At 71.8% G+C, this 24,798-nt stretch carries 27 protein-coding genes; 13 read left to right on the plus strand and 14 right to left on the minus strand.

Annotation, left to right across the window (positions count from 1 at the left end; all coding sequences use genetic code 11):
• The 3 genes from KV097_RS14120 to KV097_RS14130 are packed head-to-tail and all read left to right on the plus strand — an operon-like array spanning position 1 to position 2,755.
• Positions 1 to 684 carry an SDR family oxidoreductase gene (locus KV097_RS14120; RefSeq protein WP_220346098.1) on the plus strand — a complete coding sequence of 228 codons (684 nt, stop codon included), beginning with the start codon at positions 1 to 3 and terminating at the stop codon, positions 682 to 684.
• Complete coding sequence (locus tag KV097_RS14125; protein ID WP_220366230.1) at positions 681 to 1,682, plus strand: glycosyltransferase family 9 protein; 1,002 nt, start codon at positions 681 to 683, stop codon at positions 1,680 to 1,682. The genes KV097_RS14120 and KV097_RS14125 overlap by 4 nt, the downstream gene beginning before the upstream one ends.
• Positions 1,679 to 2,755, plus strand: coding sequence for an NAD-dependent epimerase/dehydratase family protein (locus KV097_RS14130; protein ID WP_255559645.1), 1,077 nt, complete (start codon positions 1,679 to 1,681; stop codon positions 2,753 to 2,755). The genes KV097_RS14125 and KV097_RS14130 overlap by 4 nt, the downstream gene beginning before the upstream one ends.
• On the opposite strand, the gene KV097_RS19810 is transcribed toward KV097_RS14130, so the two are convergent.
• Complete coding sequence (locus KV097_RS19810; protein ID WP_308289438.1) at positions 2,658 to 4,199, minus strand: HAD-IIIA family hydrolase; 1,542 nt, start codon at positions 4,197 to 4,199, stop codon at positions 2,658 to 2,660. The two genes, KV097_RS14130 and KV097_RS19810, sit on opposite strands and share 98 nt — an antisense overlap.
• Positions 4,196 to 5,851 (minus strand): carbamoyltransferase C-terminal domain-containing protein, encoded by a 1,656-nt coding sequence (locus KV097_RS14140; protein ID WP_220366231.1) that lies wholly within the window; start codon positions 5,849 to 5,851, stop codon positions 4,196 to 4,198. Before KV097_RS14140 ends, KV097_RS19810 begins: the two co-directional genes overlap by 4 nt.
• A 78-nt stretch (positions 5,852 to 5,929) precedes the next feature.
• Here KV097_RS14140 and KV097_RS14145 point away from each other — a divergent pair, with 78 nt between their 5' ends.
• Positions 5,930 to 7,234 (plus strand): UDP-glucose/GDP-mannose dehydrogenase family protein, encoded by a 1,305-nt coding sequence (locus KV097_RS14145; RefSeq protein ID WP_220366232.1) that lies wholly within the window; start codon positions 5,930 to 5,932, stop codon positions 7,232 to 7,234.
• Positions 7,222 to 8,205 (plus strand): glycosyltransferase, encoded by a 984-nt coding sequence (locus KV097_RS14150; protein WP_220366233.1) that lies wholly within the window; start codon positions 7,222 to 7,224, stop codon positions 8,203 to 8,205. Before KV097_RS14145 ends, KV097_RS14150 begins: the two co-directional genes overlap by 13 nt.
• Here KV097_RS14150 and KV097_RS14155 read toward each other — a convergent pair.
• The 8 genes from KV097_RS14155 to KV097_RS14190 form a co-directional block, all read right to left on the minus strand.
• Positions 8,180 to 8,455, minus strand: coding sequence for a DUF4235 domain-containing protein (locus KV097_RS14155; RefSeq protein WP_220343457.1), 276 nt, complete (start codon positions 8,453 to 8,455; stop codon positions 8,180 to 8,182). The genes KV097_RS14150 and KV097_RS14155 overlap by 26 nt on opposite strands.
• Positions 8,455 to 8,745, minus strand: coding sequence for a hypothetical protein (locus KV097_RS14160; RefSeq protein WP_220343456.1), 291 nt, complete (start codon positions 8,743 to 8,745; stop codon positions 8,455 to 8,457). Before KV097_RS14160 ends, KV097_RS14155 begins: the two co-directional genes overlap by 1 nt.
• Positions 8,746 to 8,784: 39 nt before the next feature.
• The gene (locus tag KV097_RS14165) at positions 8,785 to 9,210 is read right to left on the minus strand and encodes a ChaB family protein (RefSeq protein WP_220343455.1); all 426 of its coding nucleotides are present in this window, start codon (positions 9,208 to 9,210) and stop codon (positions 8,785 to 8,787) included.
• 24 nt (positions 9,211 to 9,234) lie between these two features.
• Positions 9,235 to 10,248 carry a DNA topoisomerase IB gene (locus tag KV097_RS14170; RefSeq protein ID WP_220366234.1) on the minus strand — a complete coding sequence of 338 codons (1,014 nt, stop codon included), beginning with the start codon at positions 10,246 to 10,248 and terminating at the stop codon, positions 9,235 to 9,237.
• Positions 10,249 to 10,259: 11 nt separating this feature from the next.
• A complete protein-coding gene (locus KV097_RS14175) occupies positions 10,260 to 11,075 on the minus strand; it encodes a sigma-70 family RNA polymerase sigma factor (RefSeq protein ID WP_220366235.1) in 816 nt (271 codons plus the stop codon).
• A gap of 125 nt (positions 11,076 to 11,200) precedes the next feature.
• Entirely contained in the window at positions 11,201 to 11,959 is a 759-nt protein-coding gene (locus KV097_RS14180) for an MBL fold metallo-hydrolase (protein ID WP_220366236.1), read from the minus strand.
• A 22-nt stretch (positions 11,960 to 11,981) separates the two neighbouring features.
• Positions 11,982 to 12,536 (minus strand): hypothetical protein, encoded by a 555-nt coding sequence (locus KV097_RS14185; RefSeq protein WP_220366237.1) that lies wholly within the window; start codon positions 12,534 to 12,536, stop codon positions 11,982 to 11,984.
• Between the two features lie 162 nt (positions 12,537 to 12,698).
• Complete coding sequence (locus KV097_RS14190) at positions 12,699 to 13,232, minus strand: MarR family winged helix-turn-helix transcriptional regulator (protein WP_220366238.1); 534 nt, start codon at positions 13,230 to 13,232, stop codon at positions 12,699 to 12,701.
• Between the two features lie 56 nt (positions 13,233 to 13,288).
• On the opposite strand from KV097_RS14190, the gene icmF reads away from it, so the two are divergent.
• From icmF to KV097_RS14215, 5 genes are all read left to right on the plus strand, one after another.
• Entirely contained in the window at positions 13,289 to 16,510 is a 3,222-nt protein-coding gene (icmF, locus tag KV097_RS14195; RefSeq protein ID WP_220366239.1) for a fused isobutyryl-CoA mutase/GTPase IcmF, read from the plus strand.
• 95 nt (positions 16,511 to 16,605) lie between these two features.
• Complete coding sequence (locus tag KV097_RS14200) at positions 16,606 to 17,355, plus strand: MSCRAMM family adhesin SdrC (protein WP_220343448.1); 750 nt, start codon at positions 16,606 to 16,608, stop codon at positions 17,353 to 17,355.
• Positions 17,352 to 18,146, plus strand: coding sequence for a helical backbone metal receptor (locus KV097_RS14205; protein WP_220366548.1), 795 nt, complete (start codon positions 17,352 to 17,354; stop codon positions 18,144 to 18,146). Before KV097_RS14200 ends, KV097_RS14205 begins: the two co-directional genes overlap by 4 nt.
• Positions 18,147 to 18,204: 58 nt before the next feature.
• Entirely contained in the window at positions 18,205 to 19,539 is a 1,335-nt protein-coding gene (locus KV097_RS14210) for a M20/M25/M40 family metallo-hydrolase (protein WP_220366240.1), read from the plus strand.
• Between the two features lie 48 nt (positions 19,540 to 19,587).
• On the plus strand, positions 19,588 to 20,931 hold the full coding sequence (locus KV097_RS14215) for an anaerobic C4-dicarboxylate transporter family protein (RefSeq protein WP_220343446.1): 1,344 nt from the start codon (positions 19,588 to 19,590) through the stop codon (positions 20,929 to 20,931).
• A gap of 3 nt (positions 20,932 to 20,934) precedes the next feature.
• Here KV097_RS14215 and KV097_RS14220 read toward each other — a convergent pair whose 3' ends face one another.
• From KV097_RS14220 to KV097_RS14230, 3 genes are all read right to left on the minus strand, one after another.
• Positions 20,935 to 21,267, minus strand: coding sequence for a hypothetical protein (locus tag KV097_RS14220; RefSeq protein WP_220366241.1), 333 nt, complete (start codon positions 21,265 to 21,267; stop codon positions 20,935 to 20,937).
• Between the two features lie 117 nt (positions 21,268 to 21,384).
• A complete protein-coding gene (locus KV097_RS14225; protein WP_220343443.1) occupies positions 21,385 to 21,546 on the minus strand; it encodes a hypothetical protein in 162 nt (53 codons plus the stop codon).
• Positions 21,547 to 21,560: 14 nt separating this feature from the next.
• A complete protein-coding gene (locus tag KV097_RS14230) occupies positions 21,561 to 22,493 on the minus strand; it encodes a hypothetical protein (RefSeq protein ID WP_220343442.1) in 933 nt (310 codons plus the stop codon).
• A gap of 146 nt (positions 22,494 to 22,639) precedes the next feature.
• Here KV097_RS14230 and KV097_RS14235 point away from each other — a divergent pair, with 146 nt between their 5' ends.
• The 3 genes from KV097_RS14235 to KV097_RS14245 are packed head-to-tail and all read left to right on the plus strand — an operon-like array spanning position 22,640 to position 24,353.
• Positions 22,640 to 23,110, plus strand: a complete 471-nt coding sequence (locus tag KV097_RS14235) for a MarR family winged helix-turn-helix transcriptional regulator (protein ID WP_220343441.1) — start codon at positions 22,640 to 22,642, stop codon at positions 23,108 to 23,110.
• Positions 23,107 to 23,448 (plus strand): hypothetical protein, encoded by a 342-nt coding sequence (locus KV097_RS14240; RefSeq protein WP_220366242.1) that lies wholly within the window; start codon positions 23,107 to 23,109, stop codon positions 23,446 to 23,448. Before KV097_RS14235 ends, KV097_RS14240 begins: the two co-directional genes overlap by 4 nt.
• A 41-nt stretch (positions 23,449 to 23,489) precedes the next feature.
• A complete protein-coding gene (locus KV097_RS14245) occupies positions 23,490 to 24,353 on the plus strand; it encodes an SDR family oxidoreductase (RefSeq protein ID WP_220366243.1) in 864 nt (287 codons plus the stop codon).
• A gap of 6 nt (positions 24,354 to 24,359) precedes the next feature.
• On the opposite strand, the gene KV097_RS14250 is transcribed toward KV097_RS14245, so the two are convergent.
• The gene (locus KV097_RS14250; RefSeq protein ID WP_366525439.1) at positions 24,360 to 24,782 is read right to left on the minus strand and encodes a P1 family peptidase; all 423 of its coding nucleotides are present in this window, start codon (positions 24,780 to 24,782) and stop codon (positions 24,360 to 24,362) included.
• Positions 24,783 to 24,798 lie beyond the last annotated feature (16 nt).

The following is a 24,798-nucleotide window of genomic DNA, read 5'->3' on the forward strand; positions in this document are numbered from 1 at the left end:
ATGAGTGTAGGAACCGTTCTCGTCACCGGAGGCGCCTCGGGCCTCGGAGCGGCGGTCGCCGCAGCGGTCGACAAGGCCGGCGGGCGACCGTACGTCCTCGACCGGGTCGCCCCCGACTCGCCGTACGACCACACCGTGGTCGACCTGGCTGACACCGGCGCCGCGACCCGGGCCGTGGAGGAGGCGATCGAGCGCACAGGCGGTCTGCACGGGGTCGTCACGTGCGCCGGCACCGACGCCTGCGGCAAGCTCGAGGACGTGCCGCTCGCGGACTGGGAGCGCGTGATCGCCGTGAACCTGCTCGGCACGGCAGCCGTCGTCCGAGCCGCCCTGCCGTCGCTGCGGACCGAGCGGGGTCGCATCGTGACGGTCGCCTCGACGCTCGGGCTGCGCGCCCTTCCCGATGCGACGGCGTACTGCGCGTCGAAGTTCGGCGTCGTCGGCTTCAGCCGAGCACTCGCCGCCGAGCTCGCCGGAGACGTCGGTGTGACGATGCTCGTCCCGGGCGGGATGCAGACGGCATTCTTCGACGGGCGCACCGAGCAGTACAAGCCTCCAGCCGACGCGATGCTCAACGCACCCGAGGACGTCGCGCGGGCCGTGCTCTTCGCGCTGGAGACGCCTGCCGGGTGCGAGGTCCGGGAGCTCGTCGTGACACCGTCGGTCGAGCCCTCGTGGCCATGACGCCGCCGCCCGCAGCACCTCACCCCACGCGGGTGGTGGTGCTGCGGGCACTCGGGCTCGGCGACCTCCTGGCCGCCGTACCCGCCCTCCGGGCACTGCGCGGCGCTCTCCCCGACGCCTCCGTCACCCTCCTCGGTCCCCGCGACGTCGGTGGGCTCCTCCGCGACGCGGGACTCGTCGACGCGGTCGTTGCCCACCAGGGGCTCGATCCGCTTCCCGAGGCGGTCCACGGCGCGGACCTGGCCGTGAACCTCCACGGGAAGGGCCCGCAGAGCCACCGGCTCCTCCGCGCGACGCGTCCCGGCCGCCTGGCCGGCTTCGCGGACGTGACCACCGGAACCGTGGGGCCGGTGTGGGACGACACGGAGCACGAGCGCGCGCGGTGGTGCCGCCTCGTCCGCGAGACGTTCGGGGTCAGCGCCGACCCCGACGACGCCCGCATCTCTCCAGAGCTGCCGGAGCCCTTGGCTCGCGCGGCGGTGGTCGTGCATCCCGGAGCCGCGGCCGGGTCCCGCCGGTGGCCCGCGGAACGCTGGGCGGAGGTCGCCGCGCGGATGGCCGCCCACGGCGACGTGGTGGTCACCGGTTCCCCCGCCGAGCGCACGCTCGCCCGGGAGGTGGCCGCCGGCGCCTCCCTCCCGCCGGAGTCCGTGCTCGCCGGCACCACTGACGTACGCGACCTGGCCGCCCTGGTCGCCTCGGCCCGGCTGGTGCTCTCCTCCGACACCGGCGTGGCTCACCTCGCCCCGGCCTTCGGCACGCCGTCCGTCACGCTGTTCGGGCCCACGTCGCCCACGACGTGGGGTCCGCCCCCCGGGCATACGCACCGGGTCCTCTGGCGCGGAGACACCGGCGGCGCCTCCTACCAGGGGGATCCGCACGGTGCCCTGATCGACCCCGTGCTGGGCTCGATCGAGGTCGCCGAGGTCGTCGCGGCGGCGGAGGCCGCTCTCGCCCAGGGCATGCGCCCCCCGTCCGCGGGTACCCCGCAGGCATGAGGGAACCGATGACCCGGCAGCGCGACCTCGACGACGCACACGTGCTCGTCACCGGCGGAGCCGGCTTCCTCGGCTCCGCGCTGTGCGAGGCGATGCTGTCGCACGGCGCCCGGGTCACCTGCGTGGACGACGAGTCCACCGGGTCGGCGGCCAACGTCGCCGGTGCCGGCACGAACCCCCGCTTCCGTCTCCTGATCACCGACGTCGTCGAGGTCGACCTCCCTGCGATCCGTGCGGAGCAGGGTGCCGTGGACGTCGTCATGCACCTCGCGGCGACGGCGTCGCCCGTGCACTACCTGCGGATGCCGGTGCACACGCTGCGCACGGGCAGCGTCGGGACGCTGCGCGCGCTCGAGGCCGCAGCCGCCGACGGCGCGCGCTTCGTGCTGGCCTCGACGTCGGAGGTGTACGGCGACGCGCAGGTCAGCCCGCAGCACGAGGCCTACTGGGGCAACGTGAACCCGATCGGGCCACGCGCGGTGTACGACGAGGCCAAGCGCTTCTCGGAGGCTGCCGCGTTCGCGTTCCGGCGCTCGCTCGACCTCGACGTCGGCGTCGTCCGCATCTTCAACACCTACGGTCCTCAGATGGGGCTCGACGACGGCCGGGTGGTGTCGACGTTCCTGGCCCAGGCGCTGCGCGGCGAGCCGCTCACCATCCAGGGGGACGGCTCCCAGACGCGGTCGTTCTGCTACGTCGAGGACACCGTGCGTGCGCTCGTGGCGATGGCGACGGCGGACGAGCCCGGACCGGTCAACGTCGGCAACCCGCACGAGATCACGGTGCTGGAGCTGGCACAGCGCGTCCTCGCCGTGACCGGCTCCCGGTCGCCGGTCGTGCACGTCGGCCTCCCGGAGGACGACCCGGCGCGGCGCTGTCCCGACATCACGCGCGCCGGCGAGACCTTGGGCTGGAAGCCCGAGGTCGACCTCGACGACGGTCTCGCCCGGACCGCCGCCTGGGTCCGCGAGCAGGTCAGCGCACCTGCGCCACCCACTTCAGCACCTCGTCGACCGCGGAGCGAAGATCTGGTCGTACGAACGCTGCTGCCGCGACCTCCTCGGGACGCGTGACGTCGTTCGGGACCATGATCCCGCGCGCGCCCGCGGCCCGGGCCGCCTCGACGTCGGCACCGATGTCCCCGATCACGACGCACCGCTCGACGGGCACGCCCAGCGCTGCGCACGCCTCCAGCACCATCCGCGGCGCGGGTTTGCGGCACGCGCACCCGTCCTCGGGGGCGTGCGGGCAGATCTTCTCGACGTCGAACGGCCCGAGCAGCTGCTCGACCCGGCGGTTCACGGCGTCGACCTGCTCACGCTCGAGGAACCCCCGCCCGACGCCTGACTGGTTGGTGATGATCCCGACGTACGCGCCGGCGCCGCGCAGCCTCTGCAGGGCCTCGGCGCCCCCCTCGACCGGGTCGACCTTCTCGGGGTCCCCGTTGTAGGGGACGTCGTGCACCAGCGTCCCGTCGCGGTCGAAGAGGACCAGCCATCGACGATCCGGCCAGGCCTCCACCCGACGGTGCAGGACCGCTCCGCGCAGGGCGTGCCAGCTCGCGGTCGGCGGGATGACGGCGCTGGTCCACAGCATGCGGACCGTCTCGGCGCGTGAGCGCGACCCGGGGAGCCAGCGCGCCAGGAAGAGCTCGGACGTGCCCGCCGCCCATCCCGCGAGGGCGGCCACCGCTGTGCGTCGGCGCCCCGCTGCCAGGGCCAGCGCGCCGCCCGCGCCGAGCGCCGTGATCGCGAGGTGCCGGACGAGCCGTCCCGGTGGAGCCTCGGCGAGGGTGCGCCAACGCGGTCCGTGCAGCGCACGCATCAACCGGTCGTCGGCGTTGCCCCGCTGCGCACGCACGCTCACCCCTGCGCGCTCGGTGCGCACCGGGTGCACCACGGTGCGCGCACCACGGACGAGCTGCGCACCGTTCGCCCTCATCCGCAGCGCCATGTCGGCGTCCTCTCGGTAGGCCCGCGGGAAGCGCTCGTCGAATCCTCCGACGGCGACGAAGGCTGTGCGTCGGTAGGTCATGTCGGCGGTGATCCACCGCGCCGTCGCGAGGCCGGCCGTCGCGCGCGCGAAGTCGTCCGGTCGTCGGTCGGTCGGCAGCGGGACCTCGACCCGACCTTGAGTTCCCGCCACGTCCGGGGCGAGGCCGTCGAGGTCCTCGACGAGGCGCGCGGTCCACGCCGCCTCCGGCTCGACGTCGTCGTCGAGGAAGGAGATCCACGTCGTCCAGGCCTCCGCTGCGCCGAGGTTGCGCGCCGCCGCCGGCCCACGACCGTACGAGCGGACGACGCTCAACCACGACCGGCTCCCGTCCGGCGGGAGCGCCGCTACAACCTCCTGCAACGGACGGTCGTCGTCAGCCGGCCGATCATCCACCACCACGACGGCCGCCACACCCGGGCGCGGGGGCGCCAGGAACGTCGCGAGCACGCGCGCGAGCGACGGACGTCCGACGGTGGGGACGACGACCGTCGTGTCCACGACCGGTTGCCGCACGGCGCTCACCGATCCCTCTGTGCGGCGGTGTCCGGTGTCGGACGCGTGAGGACGTACGGGCCCATCACCAGCATCGAGACCGGGGCCGACCCGAACAGCTCCAGCGCGTCGCGCGGCGAGTCGACCATCGGCCGCCCGGCGGTGTTCAGGCTGGTGTTGACGAGCACGGGCACGCCGGTCCGTTCCTCGAAGGCCTCGAGCAGCGCGGCGAGGCGCGGCGTCCGCGTCCGGTCGACCGTCTGGACGCGTGCCGTGCCGTCGACGTGGACGACCGCCGGGATCCGCTCGCGCCACGGCGGCCGGACGTCGTGGACGAAGAGCATGTGCGGGGACGGCAGCGGGCCCCGGGTGAAGATGTCGGGCGCCCGGTCCTCCAGGACCATCGGCGCCACGGGGCGGAAGCTCTCCCTGCCCTTGACCGCGTTGAGACGGTCGAGGTTCTGCGGGTCGCGCGGGTCAGCGAGCAGCGAACGATGTCCGAGCGCCCGCGGGCCGAACTCGCTCGCCCCCTGGAACCATGCGACGATGCCGCCCTCGGCAAGCGTGTCGGCGACCATGCCCGCCAGGTCGTCGGGCCGCTCCGCCGGCCAGTGGGCGGCCCGCAGGGCCTGCTCGATCTCGTCGTCGTCGAACCGCCGCCCCAGGTCGGCCCCGGGCACAGGTCGCGTCGGTCCGTGCTCGGCCGCGACGGTCAGCGCCGCCCCGAGAGCCGTGCCCGCGTCGCCCGCTGCCGGCTGCGGCAGCACGTGCTCGTACGGCGTCTCGGCGAAGATCCTGGTGTTGGCGACACAGTTGAGGGCGACACCGCCGGCGAGCGCCAGGCGGTCGCCGCCGGTCTGTCCGTGCAGCCACCGCGCGAGGTCGATCACCGTGTCCTCCAGCACGCGCTGGGCGCTCGCGGCGAGGTCGGCGTGGTCGCGGGTCCACGGCTCGTCGGCGGCACGCTGCTTCGCGATCGCCGACCAGTCGACACGCTCGGTGACGAACCCGCCCTCGCCGTCGGCGTGGACGCGCTCGCGCAGGGCGTCGGCGTGCCGCGGCGTGCCGTACGAGGCGAGGGCCATGACCTTGTACTCGTCGCTGCTGCGGAGGAAGCCGAGGTGCTCGGTGAGGTCCTCGTAGAGCAGGCCCAGCGAGTGCGGGAGCCGCTGCCCCGCGAGCGGGTGGAGGACCCCTCCCTCATACCGTCCGGCGAGGTGGCTGGTGGCCTCACCACGCCCGTCGAGGACGAGCACGTCGGCGTGCCCGTCGGTCAGCGCCAGACCGGCCGATGCGGCGTGCGCGACGTGGTGCGGCACGAAGCGCACGTCGTCGGGGTCGAGCCCCGGGAGCGCGGCCGCCAGGAAGGCGGGGGCGCGGTCGGCGTACGTCTGGCGCAGGTCGTCCCACGGGTCGTGCAGACCGAGCGCGTCGATCGGCTCTGCCAGTGCCGGGTCGTAGGCGTAGGCGACGGCGTCCAGGTCGGACGGCTTCAGGCCCGCGTGGGCAAGGCACCAGCGCATCGCCTGCTCCGGCAGCTCCCACGCGGCGAACGGGACCGGGCGCTTGCCGTGCTTGCGGCGGCTGAACCTCTCCTCCTCCGCGGCGGCGACGACGGACCCGTCGACGACGAGGGCTGCCGAGGGGTCGTGGAAGAGGGCGTTCACTCCGAGGACCTTCATGGCGGTCGGGTTCCCCGAACCACGGCCGGGAAACGCTTCTCCACGCATAACCACCCGGGTGCCGGGAACCGCCTGGCCGTGAAGACATCGGTGATCGGGACGGGATACCTGGGCGCGACCCACGCCGCCTGCCTCGCGGCGGCGGGTCACGAGGTGGTGGCGTACGACGTCGATCGGGAGCGCCTCGCCGCACTGGCCGAGGGGCGCGTCCCGTTCCACGAGCCGGGCCTCGCCGACCTGCTCCGCTCCGGGGTCGCGAGCGGACGCCTCGTCTTCACCCACGACGTCGCCGACGTCGCGGACGCGGAGGTCCACTTCCTCTGCGTCGGCACACCCCAGGAGCGCGGGGGACGGGCCGCCGACCTGAGCGCCCTGCGTACGTCGGCGGTCGAGGTCGCCCGCCACGCGAGCCGCGAGTGCCTGGTGGTCGGACGCTCCACCGTCCCCGTCGGCACCGCCGACGACCTGGCCTGGCTGATGGCCGGCGAGGCTGACGTGCCGGTCTCCGTCGCGTGGAACCCCGAGTTCCTGCGCGAGGGGCACGCGGTCGACGACTCGCTCCACCCCGACCGGCTCGTCCTCGGCGTGCACGACGACGCGGCGTACGCGGTCCTCACCGAGGTCTACGCGCGGTGGGGGCGTCAAGGGACGCCGATCATCCGCACCGACCTGCGGACCGCCGAGCTCGCCAAGGTCTCGGCCAACGTCATGCTGGCGGCACGCATCTCCGTGGTGAACGTCCTCGCAGAGGTGTGCGAGCGTGCCGGCGCCGACGTCGACGACCTCGTCCGTGTGCTGGCGGCCGACCCCAGGATCGGCCCGGACGTCCTCCAGCCCGGTCTCGGCTACGGCGGGAGCTGCCTGCCCAAGGACACGCGCGCGTTCGTCGCGCGAGCGCACGAGCTCGACGTGGAGTCCGCCGCGCTCCTGCACCACGTCGACCTCGTCAACATGAGGCAGCGGGCCCGTACCGTCGACCTGGTGCGTGGCGTGTGGGGAGAGCGACGACGAGTCGCAGTCCTCGGGATCGCGTTCAAGCCCGGTTCCGACGACGTCCGGGACTCACCCGCCCTCGACGTCGCGACGACCCTCCACCGCCTCGGTGCCGAGGTCCGCGTGCACGACCCGCGTGCCGCCGCGCAGGCCGCACGCGTGGCCGACCACCTCACGTACGCGTCCTCCGTCGAGGAGACCTGCGCCGACGCCGACGTCGTCACCGTGCTCACCGCCTGGGACGACTACACCGCGCTCGACCCGGTGGCGCTCCGCGAGGAGGTCACCGCTCCGGTGGTGGTCGACGGCCGGACCTGCCTCGACGCGGACAAGTGGCGAGCTGCGGGATGGGACTTCCACGGACTGGGGAGGCCGGCATGCGCGTCCTGATCTGGCACGTCCACGGCTCGTGGGCGACGTCGTTCCTCCAGGGGCCCCACGAGTACCTCGTCCCCGTCAACGCCGAGCGCGACGCCGACGGACGCGGGCGCGCACGCACGTGGGACTGGCCGGGCTCCGTCCGGGAGGTGACCGCCGACGAGCTCGCCACGACGCCGTTCGACCTCGTGGTCCTGCAACGACCGCACGAGGAGCAGCTGCTGCGGAGCTGGACCGGCCTGCGTGCCGGCGAGGACGTCCCGGCGGTCTACGTCGAGCACAACACTCCCCCTGGCGACGCCGTCCGGAGCGTCCACCCGCTCGCCGACCGTCCCGACGTGCCGATCGTCCATGTCACGCCCTTCAACCGTGCGTACTGGGACTGCGGCACGACACCGACGCACGTCGTCGAGCACGGCGTCGTCGATCCCGGGCACCGCTACAGCGGGGAGTGGCCTCGCGCGGCGGTCGTCATGAACGAACCGGTGCGCCGCACGCGGGTGCTCGGGACCGACCTCCTCCCCACCATCGCCGAGTCGGTTCCTCTCGACGTGTTCGGGATGGGCGTCACGCCGCTCGCAGAGGCCGACTGGGCCCGCCGGGTCTGGACGTACGAGGACCTCCCGCAGGACATCATGCACGACGAGGTGGCCCGCCGGCGCGTGTACGTCCACACCGCGCGATGGACCTCTCTCGGCCTGTCGCTGATCGAGGCGATGTTCCTCGGGCTGCCGGTTGTCGCCTTCGCGGGCACGGAGGCACCCCGCGCGGTCGGCGACGGCGGCGTCACCTCCGCCGACCCGCGGGCGATGCGCGACGCGGCCGCCCGGTTCGTCGCCGAGCCGATGCTCGCCGAGGAGACCGGGGCGGCCGCGCGGGAACGTGCGCGCGCGAGGTTCGGCCTCGAACGGTTTCTCGCCGACTGGGAGGCCGTCCTGGACGACGTCGCGGACGGGGTCAGGAGCCCGGCCACGCTCCGGTGACCCGCTGGAACCCGCGGGCACCGGCCCGGTCGATGCTGGCCTTCACGACCGCGTAGATCATGCCCTGGATCGCCGACGCGAGCAGGAGCTCCCGCCAGCCGTAGGAGGACTCCGCGAGCGGGTCGGGCGTCTCGTCCTCGTCGGAGATCCGCTTCCAGACCTGCTTGAAGATCATCCCGGCGATCATGCCTCCGGCCATGCCGGAGATCAGTCCGATGGGGCGGTACGCCAGCTTCGCAGCGTTGGGCATCACGTGCTCCTCTCGTCGGACTCGCCTGGGGCGAGACCGGGCTCGTTCGGTTCTTCCGGCTGCGGCTCGTTGGGCCGCGGGGAACCGGGGTTCGTGCGCGGGTCGGTCCGGGGGTCGGTGACGGGGTCGTCGCCTTCGGGCTCGGTCTTCGGTCGTGCGCCCCCATCGTCACCGGTCTGAGCGGTCGCCACCACCCTCACCCCGCACCGCTGCTCGGGCAGTACCTGCTCCGACCGGCCGAGCAGCCCGAAGCCGGTCTCCTCCTGCACCTTCTCGATCGTGGCAGTCATGTGCAGCGGGTGCCCGGAAGCCCGGGAACCATGCGTGCGTCAGGATCCGGCCCGCGCGTCGGCGTTCGCCCGGTCGTTCGCCCGCTGGATCGCTGTGACGAGCTCGTCCTTGGTCATCTGGGAGCGACCGGACACGTCGAGGCGGCGCGCCAGGTCGTACAGGTGCTTCTTGCTGGCGTTGGCGTCGACACCCCCGGCGGTGGGACGGTTCGTGCCGCGCCCGCCGCGTGCCTGGGCGTCCGACGGCCCTCGGTCGTCCTTCGGCTCCCAGTGGTCGCCGACCTTCTCGAAGCTGTGCTTCAGCGCTGCGTACCCGACCTGGTGCGCCCGTCGGCCCTCTCCGTACTCCTCCGCGGCGGAGTCGTGCGCCTTGGCGAACGTCCGCTGCGCCTTGGCGCTCGATCGGCGGATCGGGGCGGGGAGCTCCTCCTTGCGGGGCTGTCCGTCCTTGCGTGTCTTCGGCATGGTGCGCTCCTCCTCGTTCGTCGGTCAGGCTTCGTCGGTCAGCAGGTTGAGGACGGCGCGTTCCAGCGTCGGGCGGTCGCGCTCCTCGTCGATCCGCGGTCCGAGCATGCGCAGCGTCGGCGCGACGGTCACGCCGTCCTCGAAGAGCTCGATCACGCGAGGGTTCACGTACGACGACCTCGCGACCGTGGGCGTGTTGCCGAGCACGTCGGAGACCTCACGCATGGTGGAGGCGACCGCGCGTCGCCGTGCAGCCGCCGTGCGCGACGCCTCGTCCTTCGACGCGAGGGACACCGCGGCGAGGACGGTGGCGTGCCAGGTGCGGAAGTCCTTCGCCGTCATGTCGGCACACACCCGCTCCTGCAGGTACGCGTTGACGTCGGGGCTGGAGAGCTCGGTCCAACGCCGTCTCTCCTGGAAGGCCAGCAACGTCTCCCCGCCTCGGCGGCGACGCATCGGCCCGACCACCTCGTAGGTGAGCGGGTCGGTGACCTGGATGCGTTGCGAGACGCCGGACTTGCCCTCGTAGGCGAACTCCATCGTCGACCTGTCACGGCGGAGCGTGACGTGGTCCTTGCGCAGGGTGGCCAGTCCGTACCCGCCTCCGTTGGCGGCGTAGCGGTCGTTGCCCACCCGGAAGAGACCGCGGTCGAGGAGCCGGAAGGCCGCCCCCAGCGCCTTGTCGCGGGGCACGCCCGCCGCGTCGAGGTCGCGCAGCACCCGCTCACGGCCCTCGGGAAGGCGGTGCGCGACGTCGAGCACGCGCTCGTGCTTCTGCCGCTCCATGCGCTCGCGCCACAGCGGGTGGTACAGGTACTGGACCCGCCCGGCAGCATCGATGCCTGTGGCCTGCAGGTGCCCCGAGGGCCACCGGCAGATCCAGACGTCCTCCCACGCGGGCGGGATCGCGAGCGACTCGCAACGGGCCCGGTCCTCCCCGCCAAGGGGATGCCCCTGCTCATCGAGGTACCGAAACCCCTGACCCACCCGTCGGCGGCTCCATCCACGCTCGCTGCGCGAGACCGTACGGAACCTCATGCGATGGACGGCTACGCCGCCAGCGTGCCGTCGCCGAGCTGCTCGCGGAGCTGGGCGATGATGCGACTGAGGATCCGGGAGACCTGCATCTGAGTGACGCCGAGCCGCCCCGCGATCTGCTCCTGGGTCCACTGGTGGAAGTAGCGCAACGCCAGCGTCTCGCGATCACGGTCGCTCAGCCTGCGCACCAACGGCGCGAGCGAGGCCTTCTCCTCCGCCCGCGCGAACGCGTCGTCGGTCTCGCCGAGGACGTCGGCGAGCGACCCCACGCCGTTGATGCCGGGCGAGTCCAGCGAGGAGGGGTGGTAGCAGCCGTCGGCAGCCATCGCCTCGTTGACCTCCTCGACCGGCAGCGCGAGGTGCTGTGCCACAGCCTCTGGGGTCGGGGTCTCGCCGAGCGTCTGGACCAGCTCTTCGACGCAGGCCACGACTTGGGCGCGGGTCTCCTGGACGCGCCGTACCGGACGCACCATCCAGCAGCTGTCTCGGAACCAGCGGCGCACTTCGCCGCGGATCGTCGGGACGGCGTAGGTGAGGAAGTCGTGTCCACGCGCGGGGTCGAACCCGCGGGCGGCCTTGGCCAGGCCGACGTAGGCGACCTGCTCGAGATCGTCGAGGTCGACACCGCGGTTGCGGTACTGGGAGGCGACCGCACGGGCCACGCCCATGTTGACCTCGACCAGACGCGCCTGGAGCAGGTCGCGGTGGGCCTCGTTGCAGTCGGCAAGGGCTTCGCACAGCTCGGTGGTCACGGTCCGGCGCTCTTCGCGGCTCAGATCGCGAGGAAGAGCGTGCGGGCGGTCGAGGGTCGTTGCGCTAACAGACATGCCACGCTCCGTTCACAAGTGCGAGAACGTGGCGCGCTGTTTGACCACTGAATAGGGCTGCCTGTCCTTTCTAACAGTCTTCTCGACTGCTGTCGACCTGAGCAGGCTGCGTAGATCCCCTGATGTCAGGGACGCCAGGGTCCGGCGGTCGCCCGCGCCTGACCGGCTGCGTCCCGCATGCTCCCCGCCCATACGGCGCCGTGCCCGGGGAAGATCGTGCCGGCATCGACGCTCGCGATCGCGTCGAGCGAGTCGACCGTCGCGTCGCGGTCGTGGGAGAACGGGCGGACGATCAGCTGTGGCCCCCGGAGCCGCGAGACGGGGTGACCTGTGATCAGCGCGTCACCACTCACCAGGACGCCCGAGCCGGGGATCAGGTACGAGGTGTGGCCGTCGGTGTGTCCGAGCGTCGGTACGGCCACCGGAGAGCCGGGCAGGTCGAGCCGGGATGCGTCGTAGGCGCCCACCTGGTCGATGCCGCCGCGGTCGGTGCCGCCGAGCCGGGTGATGTCGAGCAGCCACCCGAGGGCGCCCCGACGCCACAGCACCAGCGGGAGCCGCGCCGGTGACAGCTGCTGGAGGTAGTCGCGGCGCGCGTGCGGGACCTCGACGGGCCCGGTCCACGTGTCGATCGAGTGCCGGGAGGCGATACGCGCCGCGCCACCGAGGTGGTCGACGTGCGCGTGGGTGAGCAGGATCCCGCGGATGTCGCGCACCTGGTGCCCGATATCGCGGATGGAGCGCTCCACGTCGACGGTGTTCCCGGGATAGCCGCCGTCGATGAGCGTGAGGTCGTGCCCGTCCTCGACGAGCACCCAGTTCACGTCGCGCGTCGAGACGAGGTACGCGTCGCCGACGCGGGTGATCGTGTAGGGCGTCGTCATCGGCACTCTCCTCGCTCGTCGGTCACCGCCGTTCCCGGACCTGCCCGAGGCCCGGGGGGCGTAGGGCCCGCGCGCGGATCATCTCGAACCGAGACATGCCCCAGGCGACAGCATCACGCAACCACGACGCCGCCGCCGGGTCGCGCACCCCGATCCGCATCGAGCGCGCCGCACGCGTGGCCGACCAGAAGCACAGCGGGATCGGGCCGAAGGCGACGGCCAGGACGACGAGGATCAGTCCGAGCACGGCGCCGGGATCAAGGTCACCCACGAGCGCCACGGGGGAGAACCACAACGCCGCCGCGAACAGCCCGGAGGACACGAGCGCGATCTCCGGTCGCGTCCACCGGTCCTGCACCCGCACGACCAGTGCGGTGACGGCGACGACGGCCGCCGCTCCGGCGAGCAGGGAGACGGGCTGGAACGCCACCGGGACCAGCAGGAGCAAAAAGGCCGGTCCCGCGACGTAGAGCGAGGCGATGAGCACGCCGAGCGCCCATGGCGGCCCGATGACTGCGGTGGCGAAGGTGAGCGCCTCCAGCGGGGTCACAGGGTCGTTCTTTCGTGCAACCCTCACGTCGCCTCCGTCACCCCTACCTCGACCTCTCGTCGAGCCCCCGAACGGTGCGGCACGACGGCCGACCCGCGGCGAACCTAGTGCGTCACGGCATCAAGCGTCAACCTGCACTCGAGGGTGCTGGACAGCCCGGTCACGCGGGCTGTGGAGCGGGCCGGTCGCTCAGCCGCTGACTGACCTCTCCGGCGCCTTCTCCGGGAAGTCACCGGCGGCCGAACGCAGCCGCCGCAGCAGGGCGAACGCGTCGTCCTGCTCGCGTGCGGTGAGACCGTCGACGGCGAAGTCGATCGCTGTCAAGGCGGCCGTCGCTTCGATGACGAGCTCGCGACCGGCCGGCGTGAGGGAGGCCAGCGTCCGCCTCCGGTCGCTGGGGTCGGTCTGACGCAGGACGAGCCCCTGGGCCTCGAGCCGATCGATCGCGTTCGTCACCGAGGTCGGGTGCACCATCAGCCGCTCGCCGATCTTGCTCAGCGGCAGCGTGCCCGCCTGACTGAACGTCAGCAGCACCAGCACCTCGTAGCGCGCGAACGTGATGGCGTACGGCTTGAGTGCCGCGTCCAGCTCGGCGAGCAGCAGCTGCTGCACCCGCATCACCGAGGTCGCGAGCCGCATGGCGGTGGCGTCACCGAAGTGGCTCTCCCAGAGCTCGCCGGCGCGCTCGACGGGGTCGAACGGCAGTCGGGGTCGCTCTGGCATGGACCTCACCCTATCGAGACTCGACATTACTTGGAAGTCCAACTATTTTACGTCCTATGGAAACTGCGGATGCCCTGCGGGTACGGATCGTCACCGCCTCGAGCCTCTTCGACGGCCACGACGCCTCGATCAACATCATGCGCCGCATCCTGCAGTCGCAGGGGTGCGAGGTGATCCACCTCGGTCACAACCGTTCGGTCGTCGAGGTCGTGGACGCCGCGATCGAGGAGGACGCGCACGGAGTCGCGGTCTCCTCCTACCAGGGCGGCCACGTGGAGTACTTCGAGTACCTCGTGCAGCTCCTCGCCGAGCGGGGCGCCGGGCACGTCAAGGTCTTCGGCGGCGGAGGCGGCGTCATCGTCCCCTCCGAGATCGCCCGCCTGCGTGAGAGCGGCGTCCTGATCTTCTCTCCCGAGGACGGGCAGCGCCTCGGCCTCCCCGGGATGATCGCCGAGGTGGTCGAGGCCTGCCGCGCCGACCTGTGGGACCAGCACCGTCCCGACCCCGAGGCCGTGCTCGCGGGTGACCGGGTGTCGCTCGCGCGCGCTGTCACCGGTGCCGAGCAGGGCCGGCTCGACGGTCCGCTCGCCCGCGCCGTCCGCGCCGCGTCCGAGGCGTCGAGGACGCCTGTGCTGGGCATCACCGGCACCGGCGGCTCGGGCAAGTCCTCGCTCACCGACGAGCTGGTCCGACGCCTGCGCATCGACCAGCAGGACAAGCTCCGCATCGCCGTGCTCGCGGTCGACCCGACCCGTCGTCGGGGCGGAGGAGCGCTGCTCGGTGACCGGATTCGGATGAACGCCCTCGACGGCGTCCACACGTTCTTCCGCTCGCTCGCGACGCGCGGGGCCCACGAGCTCCCCGACACGCTGAACGACGTCATCGCGGTCGTGAAGGCAGCGGGATACGACCTCGTGGTGCTCGAGACTCCAGGCATCGGCCAGGGCGACGCCGCGGTCGTGCCGTTCGTCGACACCTCCTTGTACGTCATGACGCCGGAGTTCGGCGCCGCGTCGCAGCTGGAGAAGATCGACATGCTCGACCTCGCCGACGTCGTGGCGATCAACAAGTACGAGCGCCGCGGCGCGGCCGACGCCCTGCGCGACGTCGGGCGGCAGATGGTGCGCAACCGCGAGGCGTTCGGCAGCCGACCCGAGGACATGCCTGTGTTCGGGACGTCCGCGGCGACCTTCAACGACGACGGCGTGACCGCGCTGTTCCAAGAGCTCGTGCGCCTCCTGGGCGAGCAAGGGCTCTCGCTCGAGGAGGGCGCGCTCCCCCGCGTCGACGTGCGCCACTCGACCAGGTTCGCCGCGATCGTCCCCCCGAACCGCTCTCGCTACCTGTCCGAGATCGCCGAGACCGTCCGCGACTACCACGCCGCCACCGAGCGCATCGCCGACACGGCCCGCCGCGCGCAGGCGCTCGAGTCGGCGGCACAGGACCTGGCAGCGGCGGGGCTCGGCACGGACGACGCCCGCTCGCTCGCGGAGACGACCGCGGCGACACTGCCCGACGAGGTGCGAGCCCGGATACGTGACTGGCCGACGGTGGTGGCGTCGTACCAGGGCGACGAGCAGGTCGTCACCGTGCGCGCCCGCGAGCTCCGCACGCGACTGGCCCGTGAGTCCTTGTCCGGCACGCGGGTGCCGAGGGTGGCACTGCCCCGCACGACCGACCACGGCGACCTCGTGCGCTACTGGCGCAGCGAGAACCTGCCCGGCCACTTCCCCTACACCGCGGGCGTCTTCTCGTTCAAGCGCGACGGCGAGGACCCGGCACGCATGTTCGCCGGAGAGGGCGATCCGTTCCGTACCAACCGCCGGTTCAAGCTCCTGTCGTCCGACGGCGAGGCGACCCGGCTCTCGACCGCGTTCGACTCGGTCACGCTGTACGGACGCGATCCCGGCGAACGGCCCGACGTCTACGGCAAGGTCGGGACCTCGGGGGTGTCGGTCGCGACGCTGGACGACATGAAGGTGCTTTACGACGGGTTCGACCTCGTCTCCCCCTCCACGTCGGTGTCGATGACGATCAACGGCCCGGCCCCGACGGTGCTCGCGTTCTTCCTCAACACCGTCATCGACCAGCAGCGCGACCGCTTCCGCGACGAGAACGGACGCGAACCGTCGCCGGAGGAGGACGCCGACCTCGTCGCGTACGCCGTCGGCAACGTCCGCGGCACGGTCCAGGCGGACATCCTCAAGGAGGACCAGGGCCAGAACACCTGCCTGTTCTCGACGGAGTTCAGCCTGCGGATGATGGCCGACATCCAGGAGTGGTTCGTCCAGCGCCAGGTCCGCAACTTCTACTCCGTGTCGATCTCCGGCTACCACATCGCCGAGGCTGGGGCGAACCCGCTGAGCCAGCTGGCGTTCACGCTCGCGAACGGCTTCACCTACGTCGAGGCCTACCTCGCCCGCGGGATGGACATCGACGACTTCGCACCCAACCTGTCGTTCTTCTTCTCCAACGGGATGGACCCGGAGTACTCCGTGATCGGCCGCGTGGCGCGCCGCATCTGGGCGGTCGCCATGCGCGAGCGGTACGGCGCCAACGAGCGTTCGCAGAAGCTGAAGTACCACGTGCAGACCTCGGGACGGTCCCTGCACGCGCAGGAGATGAGCTTCAACGACATCCGGACGACGCTCCAGGCGTTGATCGCGATCTACGACAACGCCAACAGCCTCCACACCAACGCCTACGACGAGGCGGTGACGACACCGACCGAGGAGTCCGTGCGCCGCGCGCTGGCGATCCAGATGATCATCAACAAGGAGTGGGGTCTCGCGATGAACGAGAACCCGCAGCAGGGGTCGTACGTGATCGAGGAGCTGACCGACCTCGTCGAGCAGGCCGTGCTCGAGGAGTTCGACCGGATCACCGAGCGCGGCGGCGTGCTCGGTGCGATGGAGACCGGATACCAGCGTGGCCGCATCCAGGACGAGTCCATGCTGTACGAGCACCGCAAGCACGACGGCTCACTGCCGATCGTCGGTGTGAACACCTTCCGCAACCCGCGGGCCGGGGGGGAGCACGGACCGATCGAGCTCGCCCGCGCGACCGAGGACGAGAAGCGGTCGCAGCTCGCCCGCGTCCACGCGTTCCAGGAGACACACCGCGACGAGGCACAGGCAGCGTTGGCGCGGCTGAAGGACGCCGCGGCGTCGGACGAGAACGCGTTCGACGTGTTGATGGACGCGGCACGGGTGTGTTCGCTCCAGCAGGTCACGGAGGCGTTCTTCGAGGTCGGAGGCCAATACCGGCGCAACGTCTGAGCCTGCGCTCGCAACCGGTGAACGGGGGCAGAACTGGGTACTGTGCCGGACACGTACGGCCGCATCCCCGAGCGGCCCGGCTTGAGGAGTTCGACATGGATGACATTCCCTGGTGGGTCTGGGTCATCATCGCCGTCGTCGTGGTGGCGTTGATCGCACTGGCGGCCCTGGCCGCACAGCGCAAGAGCCGCGAGCGTGCAGCCGCACAGCGGCGCGAGGAGGCCAATGCCCTCCGCGCGCAGGCGCAGGACACCCAGCTGGAAGCCAGCCGTCGCGATGCCGAGGCGGCGCGAGCACGCGCCGATGCCGAGGAGGCACGGGTCGCGGCCGAGCAGCGCGAGCGTGAGGCGCGTGAGCACCAGGAGCACGCGCAGCGCACCCGCTCCGAGGTCGACGAGAAGCTCGCGAGGGCCGACGAGCTCGATCCCGACGGCGGTCGCGACGACCGCCCGGCCGGCGCCTACGCCGCGGGCGCGAGCGGGGACTACGTCGCTGACTCGAGCGGGGACTACACCACCGACTCGCAGGGCGACTACACCACCGGCACGGACACCGGCACGCACGCCGACGGCACGACCGACGCCGGCGCCTACACCACCGGCACGACTGAGCCCGGCACGCACGCCGACGGCACCGCCGACACCGGCACGCACGCCGACAGCACGACCGACGCCGGTGCCTACACCACCGGCACGACCGAGCCCGGCACGCACGCCGACGGCACGACCGACCCTCGCACCGATGCCGCGACCGACGAGACGGTCGAGGTGACCGAGACCTACGAGGTCCCGGCCGACGAGACCGAGCCGCGTCAGCGCGACGCCGACGGCCGGCACCAGGCCTGACCACGGACGCCCGGACCAGCGACGACCTCGGCACCCCGGTTGCGCACCCGCGCACCGCGTGCCGTGTCGTCTCACTGGTTCCGTCGCTCACCGAGGCGATCGCCGCGACCCGCGGCGACGCCTTGGTGGGCGCGACCGACTGGTGCACCCACCCCGCCGACCTCGACGTCGTCCGGGTTCGTGGCACCAAGAACCCTGACCTTCGGGCGGTCACCGACCTCTCTCCCGACCTGGTGGTCGCCAACCAGGAGGAGAACCGCGAGCTCGACGTCCGACGTCTGCGCGAGGCGGGCGTCGCCGTCTGGGTGACCAGGATCCAGACCGTCGACGAAGCGGTCGCGTCGATGCGGCGACTGTTCGCCGAGGCCCTGGGCTGGGGCGTCCCCGGCTGGCTCGACACTGTCGCAGCCGCGTGGGCGGCTCCCTCGCGGCCCACCACCGGCGCCCCCGCGCTCCGCGCGGCAGTCGCCGTCTGGCGCGACCCCTGGATGGTCGTCGGACGCGACACCTTCACCGGTGACCTGGTCTCCCGGCTCGGTTGGCAGCACGCGTACGCGCAAGCCGACGGCCGATACCCGCACGTCCCGCTCGAAGACCTCGACCGTGCCGACCTCGACGTCGTGCTGCTGCCCGACGAGCCGTACCCCTTCGGTCCGTCCGACGGTCCCGAGGCGTTCACCCGTGTGCCGACCGTGCTGGTGCCCGGTCGGCTCCTCACCTGGTACGGGCCGTCGCTGCTCGAGGCGCGTACGGCGCTGGCCGATCTCGTGACCCGCTGCGCGACCGCCTGACCCGCACCGCCGGAGCGCTCGACGCGCCGAGAGACGGGTCGCGGTTTACGTTCGCGCCATGGACGATTCTTCGCTGCGGACGACGATCGCCGCGCTGATGCCCGCCATCCGCGACGAGCTGGAGTCGATGGTCGCCATCCCCTCGTGCGCGTTCCCGGGCTTCCCGCCCGAGCCTGTGCACTCCATGGCGCAGTCCGTCGTCGACGCGTTCGGCCGGTACGGCGTGCCAGCGATGATCACCGAGATCCCCGGCGGTTACCCGGCGGTGACCGCGGAGATCCCGGCGCCCGAGGGACGGCCCACGGTCGTGCTCTACGCCCACTACGACGTCCAGCCGGCTCCCCCCGAGCAGGGCTGGGAGACCGACCCGTTCGCGCCGACGTGGCGCGACGGCCGGTTGTACGGCCGCGGCGCCGCCGACGACAAGTCGGGCATCGCGATCCACCTCGCGACTCTCGCCGCGTTCGACGGGAGACCGCCGGTCGGTGTCCGTCTCATCGTCGAGGGTGAGGAGGAGACCGTCAGCCACCTCGAGGCCTGGGTCACCGCCAATCCGGACAGGGTCGAGGCCGACGCCATGATCGTCGCCGACATGGGCAACCTCACCGTCGGCGAGCCGGTGCTGAGCGTGGGGCTGCGCGGTCATGTGAAGGCTGTGGTCGAGGTGCGGACGCTCGAGCAGCCGGTGCACTCGGGTCTCTTCGGCGGTGCAGCCCCCGACGCCTTGATGGCGCTGATCACCATGCTCGCGACGCTGGTCGACGAGGAGGGGAACTGTCTCGTGGAAGGCATCGCGTCCGGAGACTGGGAAGGCGCCGACTATCCCGAGGAGATGCTGCGCCGCAACGCCGGCGTCCTTGACGGCGTCGGGCTGGTAGGGACGGGCACGATCGCCTCGCGTCTGTGGGCCCGGCCGTCAGTCAGTGTGCTCGGCCTGGACGCGGTGCCGGTCGACCGGGCGTCGAACGTCCTGCAGCCGAGCGCGCGGGCGGTGGTGGGGATGCGCATCCCGCCCGGGCAGGACCCCCGCGACGCGATCGACGCCCTGATGGCGCACCTGCGCTCCGTCGCACCCTGGAACGCGCGGGTCGACGTGCACGCGGACAAGGTGAGCCCTGCGTTCTCGCAGGGGACGGACGGGCGGGCTTTCGGCTTGATGCGCGAGGCGCTCGCCACCGCGTACGGCGCGGACGTCCAGACCGTCGGGTCGGGCGGGTCGATCCCGCTCCTCGAGACGCTGCACGAGGCCGTTCCGACGGCGGACTTCGTCCTGATCGGAGCCCAGGACGCCGAGCACGCCCACATCCATGGCCCCGACGAGTCGGTCGACCCTTCGGAGATCGAGCGCATGGCGCTCGCGCAGGCCCTCCTCCTCGAAGCACTCGCCCACTAGCAGCTCGCCCGGCCGTACGAGAGCGGCAGAGGCTCGAAAGGGGACGCCGTGGACACCTTCCTCCTGATCCTGCAGGCGCTCGTGGTCGTCGGCGCCATCTACATGGGCGTGCGCCTCGGTGGTGTCGGCCTCGGCCTCTGGGGTGCGGTCGGCGTCCTGGTCCTCGTGTTCGTGTTCGGTGCGCCACCGGGCGAGATCCCGAGCGACGCCATCCTCGTCATCATCGCCGTGATCACGGCGGCATCGGCGATGCAGGCGGCCGGCGGCATCGACTACCTCGTCCACCTTGCCGAGAAGGTGATCCGCTCACGTCCGAGGCTCGTGAACTACCTCGCACCGCTGATCACGTTCGCGTTCTGCGCCGGGTCGGGCACGGGGAACATCATCTTCCCGCTGCTGCCGGTGATCTACGAGGTCTCTTACGAGCGCGGCATCCGTCCGGAGCGTCCGCTCGCCACGTCGGTCGCGGTGTCGGGCTTCGCGCTGGCAGCGAGCCCCGTCGCCGCAGCGATGGCAGCGTTCGTCGGCCTGACCGGCGACGAGGACGGCGCCCTGAGCCTGGGCGAGATCCTGCTCATCACCTTCCCCGCCGTGCTGCTCGGGACCATCGTGGCGGCGGTCGTGCAGAGCCGAGTCGGTCGCGATCTCGCCGACGACCCGGAGTTCCAGCGACGTCTCGCTGCCGGCCTCATCGAACCGCCGGCCTCCGAGACGGGCGAGGACAAGGGCGCCGACGTGCCTGCGACGGCCAAGCGCGCAGCCGGCGTCTTCTTCGCGGGAGTCCTCGCGGTCGTGCTCCTCGGCGCGTTCGACGAGCTGCTCCCCACGTACGAGGTTGACGGCACCACCGAGACGCTGTCGCTGACGACGCTGCTGATCATGGTGATGCTCGTCGTCGCGCTCGCGGTGATGGCCGTCGGCAAGGTGCGGCCCGGCGCCGTCCTGGACGCGCCGCTCACGAAGTCGGGCCTCACCGCGATCATCGCCCTTCTCGGCATCGCCTGGTTGGCGAACACGTTCATCACCGGGAACGAGGACACCGTGATCGGAGGCCTCACCGACATCGCCGAGGAGGCCCCGTGGTTCCTGGCGATCGGGTTGTTCCTGGTGGCCGCGGCGACCACCAGCCAGTCGGCCTCGGTGAACACGATGATCCCGCTCGGGATCAGCCTGGGCGTGCCGGTCGCGACGTTGGCCGCCTACCTCCCGGCGATGGGCGGCGTCATGACGCTCCCCGCCAACGGGTCGCAGCTCGCGGCGGTGGAGATCGACCAGACCGGCTCGACCACGATCGGCCGGTACGTCCTGAACCACTCGTTCATCCTGCCGACGCTGGTGATCGCCGTCGTGTCGGTGCCCACGGCGCTCCTGATCTCCAGGCTGTTCGTCTGACGGTCAGCGGTGACGGCGCCCGGACCTCTCCGAACGCGCCAGGCGCAGGAGGCGTTCGGCCTCGGGCAGTCCTCCGTCGACGGCCGTCGACGGAGCGATCGACGTGAGTGGGGCGATCTCGGTGCGTGGGCTCACCGTGGCGCCGAGCACGACGGGCCCCCCGAGATCGCTCGTCTCGGGTGCCGACGGCGGGGTGACGACGACCGTGGCGTCCAGCCGGAGCAGCCGAACGCCCAGCAGTCGCGCGACCACGTGAGCCCTGACGACCGCCCCGTCGGCGAGCGTCGGACCCCCGTCAGGAGACGCGTGACCCGCCTGCGCCATCAGGGTCCCCATACTGCTCGATCCGTTGTCCGGCACGCCTGGCGGCCGCGACGATCTGCTCGTAGCGGTCACGGCCTGCCTTCGTCCCCAACACGTAGCCGATCCCGAACACCGCGAGCGTCCGGAGCTTCACCGGCTGCCCTGCCTGTCACGGATCGCGCTCACCGCGGCGCTGACCGCCGACAAGCCGATCAGCCCGGCAGCCGTGATGGCGCCACCTCGTACGGCGCTGCCCCCGGGAATCTTCTCGACAACGCGCTCCAAGGGCGTCTTGCGATGGAAGAACTTCACGTGGATCTCTCCGTTCAGTGGTTGCGCGAGGCGCGACGGATGGCGTTGACGAGCTGCGTCTTGGTCTTCTGAGACGTGTCCTCGACGCCGAGCGAGGTGGCGAGCTCGATGAGCTCGGCCTTGGTACGGCGCGGGAGGCTCGTCGGCAGCTCCTGGGTCTGCTCGGCACGCACCGCCCGCGCGGTCGTCGTGACGACGGCGTCCCGCGCGGCCGAGGCACGGGCACGCGTCTGGTCGGCCGCACCGGCCTGCTCCTGCGCCTTGGCGACGAGACGGTCGGCTTCTTCGCGTGCTTTCCGTGCGGCCTCCTCGGCCGCCTCGGTGGCCTCGTCGGCGAGGCGGCGGGCCTCGCTCATCGACGAGTGCGCCGCGTCGATCCGTGCCTGGGCGTCGGCAGCGGCACTGTCGGCCTTCGCGCGGATCCGCTCGACGTCGCGCTCCAACGCCTCACGGAGCTTCTCGTAGCGCTGTCGTGCCTCGTCCTGAGCCTCACGGCGTACGGACTCGACCATCTCGTCCGCACGGCGACGTGCCTCACGGACCCGCTGCCCGACGTGGTCGTCCGCCTCCTTCTTGGCGGCGCGGCTCCGGTCGCGCGCCTCCTTCTCCGCAGCACTCGCCTGCTCGGCGAGCTGCTTGGCCTCCTGGGCGTGGACGAGGGCGTCCTGCTCCTCGGAGCGTGCGCGCTCGACCGCCGAGTGCGCACGCGCGAGCCTCGACTCGACGGAGTCCGTCCCGGGGACCTTGTCAGCCACCGCGGCAGTCGCGCGGCGTGTCTGGTCCACCACCGCGTGCTTGGAGCCGTTAGCGACGCTGGTCGCGGTGTCCTGGACACCTCCACCCAGGTCGACGGTCTTCGACAGAATCCACGCGGCATTGCGCGGCAAATCCTTCAGGCCACCGGCCATGCGTACGGACGCACGGCGCAGGACTCCCTGGCTCGACATGTGATCTCCCCTCGGATGGTTCTACCCGTTTCTACCCCGATAAGGGTGATCCATGCCATATGAGACAAGATCGACGCAGATCAGACATCGGGAACAGCGAGGCCTGCATTTTTGTGAGTGCGCTAACGGTTCGTACACTGATCACCATGGACGCGGACGACCCCCTCTCCCTCGAGCACCAGGTGTGCTTCGCGCTCGCGGTGGCCTCGCGCGCCGTCGTCGCGGCCTACCGGCCTGTGCTCGAGCCGCTCGGCCTCAGCCACCCCCAGTACCTCGTGATGCTGGCCCTCTGGGAACGCGACGGCCAATCGCTCAAAGAACTCAGCGCCGCCCTCCACCTCGAGCCGGCCACCACGTCGCCGCTGGTCAAGCGGCTCGAGGCCGTGGGCCTGGTGGCGCGTGAGCGGTCGCCGCACGACGAGCGCGCCCTGACGATCTCGCTCACGTCCGGAGGACGGGCGCTGCGCGCCCGGGCCGTCGACGTTCCCGGCACCATGCTCGAGCGTCTCGGCATGTCGACCGGCGAGCTCACCGAGGCCAACGCCTTCCTCCACCGCCTGATCAGCTCGGCGCACCGCGCGTCCGACCCCTTCCCCTCCAGGAGCACTCCCGCATGACCCAAGGTCCTCTGCCCTCAGCCCCCACGCCGCGGAAGTCACGCGAGCAGCGTGACGCCGAGCAGCGCGCGCTGCGGGTCGTCCAGCGCCGCGTCGCGGCGATCGGGTTCTTCGCGATCACCGTGCACGGCGTCTTCGGCTGCATCGGTCTCGGCCTCGTCCTCGACAACCAGGGCCGCCACAGTGACGCCATCGCCATCACCGTGATGTCCGGGGTGATCGCCGCCATCACGTATGCCGGGGTACGGGTGATCCTCCAGCGCTCGCTGTGGGCGCCCGTGTGGATTGCCGTCGCTGCACTGCCCACGATCGCGGCACTCGTCTGGCTCCTGCGCTGAGGCTGAGGCATACCGACGCCACTCGCGGGTACGGGAGGCCCATGAGCGACAACTCTTTCCCGGCCCAGCAGCAGGACCCTCCAGGCTCGACCGCGGCGATGGACCCGGTCCCGGACCACGGCGAGGAGTCCTACCGCGGCTCCGGTCGACTGAAGGGCCTGCGCGCCCTCATCACCGGCGGCGACTCCGGCATCGGGCGTGCCGTCGCCATCGCGTACGCCCGCGAGGGCGCCGACGTGGCGATCTCGTACCTGCCTGAGGAGAAGCAGGACGCCGAGGACACCGCGTCCTGGGTCGAGCGCGAGGGACGGCGGGTGCAGCTCCTCCCCGGAGACATCACCGACAGCGAGACGGCGCGCAGCCTCCCGCAGCGGGTCGTCGACGAGCTCGGCTCCCTCGACGTGCTGGTCAACAACGCGGGCTTCCAGATGGCGCGCCGGTCCGGCGACGACCTGGACGGCATCGCCGACGACGAGCTCGACCGTGTCTTCAAGACCAACCTCTATGCACTGTTCTGGATCACCCGCGCCGCCGTCCCGTTGATGCGAGAGGGGTCGAGCATCATCAACTGCACCTCGATCCAGGCGTACGACCCGTCGCCGGCGCTGCTCGACTACGCCGCGACGAAGGCGGCGATCAACAACGTCACCGCCAACCTCGCCTCGGCGCTCGGGCCGAAGGGCATCCGCGTCAACGCGGTCGCCCCCGGTCCGATCTGGACACCGCTGCAGCCGGCAACGCAGCCGACCGAGAAGATCGAGAGCTTCGGCGAGGACACGCCGCTGGGGCGCGCCGGCCAGCCCGCCGAGGTCGCACCGGCCTTCGTGTTCCTCGCCTCGCCGTCGGACGCGAGCTACGTGACAGGCACCGTCATCGGGGTGACCGGCGGCAAGCCGGTGTTCTGAGCGGCGTCACGCCACCACCACGCCGGCGCGGCGCAGCCGCTCCCGGACCACGCCACCGGGCACTCCGAGCACGGTGCGGCCGTGTCGTCCGTGCGTGGTGGTCGCCGCGAGGACCGAGTTCAGCAGCGCTTCCTCGACCGCGTCCATCGTCGACCCCAAGATCGGGTCGAGGGCCTCGTCGGCAGGGGGCTGGCCCGTGCCGACCGAGAACGCCAGGGCGTAGTCGCCACTCCCCTGGGCGTAGTCCGCGCCGACCCGGGCCATCGCGAAGACGGCACGCCGGGCGACCCGCCCGAGCTGGCGCGCGTCGAGCGGGGCGTCGGTCGCGACCACGATCATGCAGGAGTTGCCGACGGTCTGGGCGGGAGGAGCGCCGACCAGGTCCGCGGACGGCATCCGCACGCCCGCGATGGTGAGCACGCCGTCCATGTCCCAGAGGACGGCC

The organism is Mumia sp. zg.B17, assembly GCF_019550915.1.
GTDB lineage: Bacteria > Actinomycetota > Actinomycetes > Propionibacteriales > Nocardioidaceae > Mumia.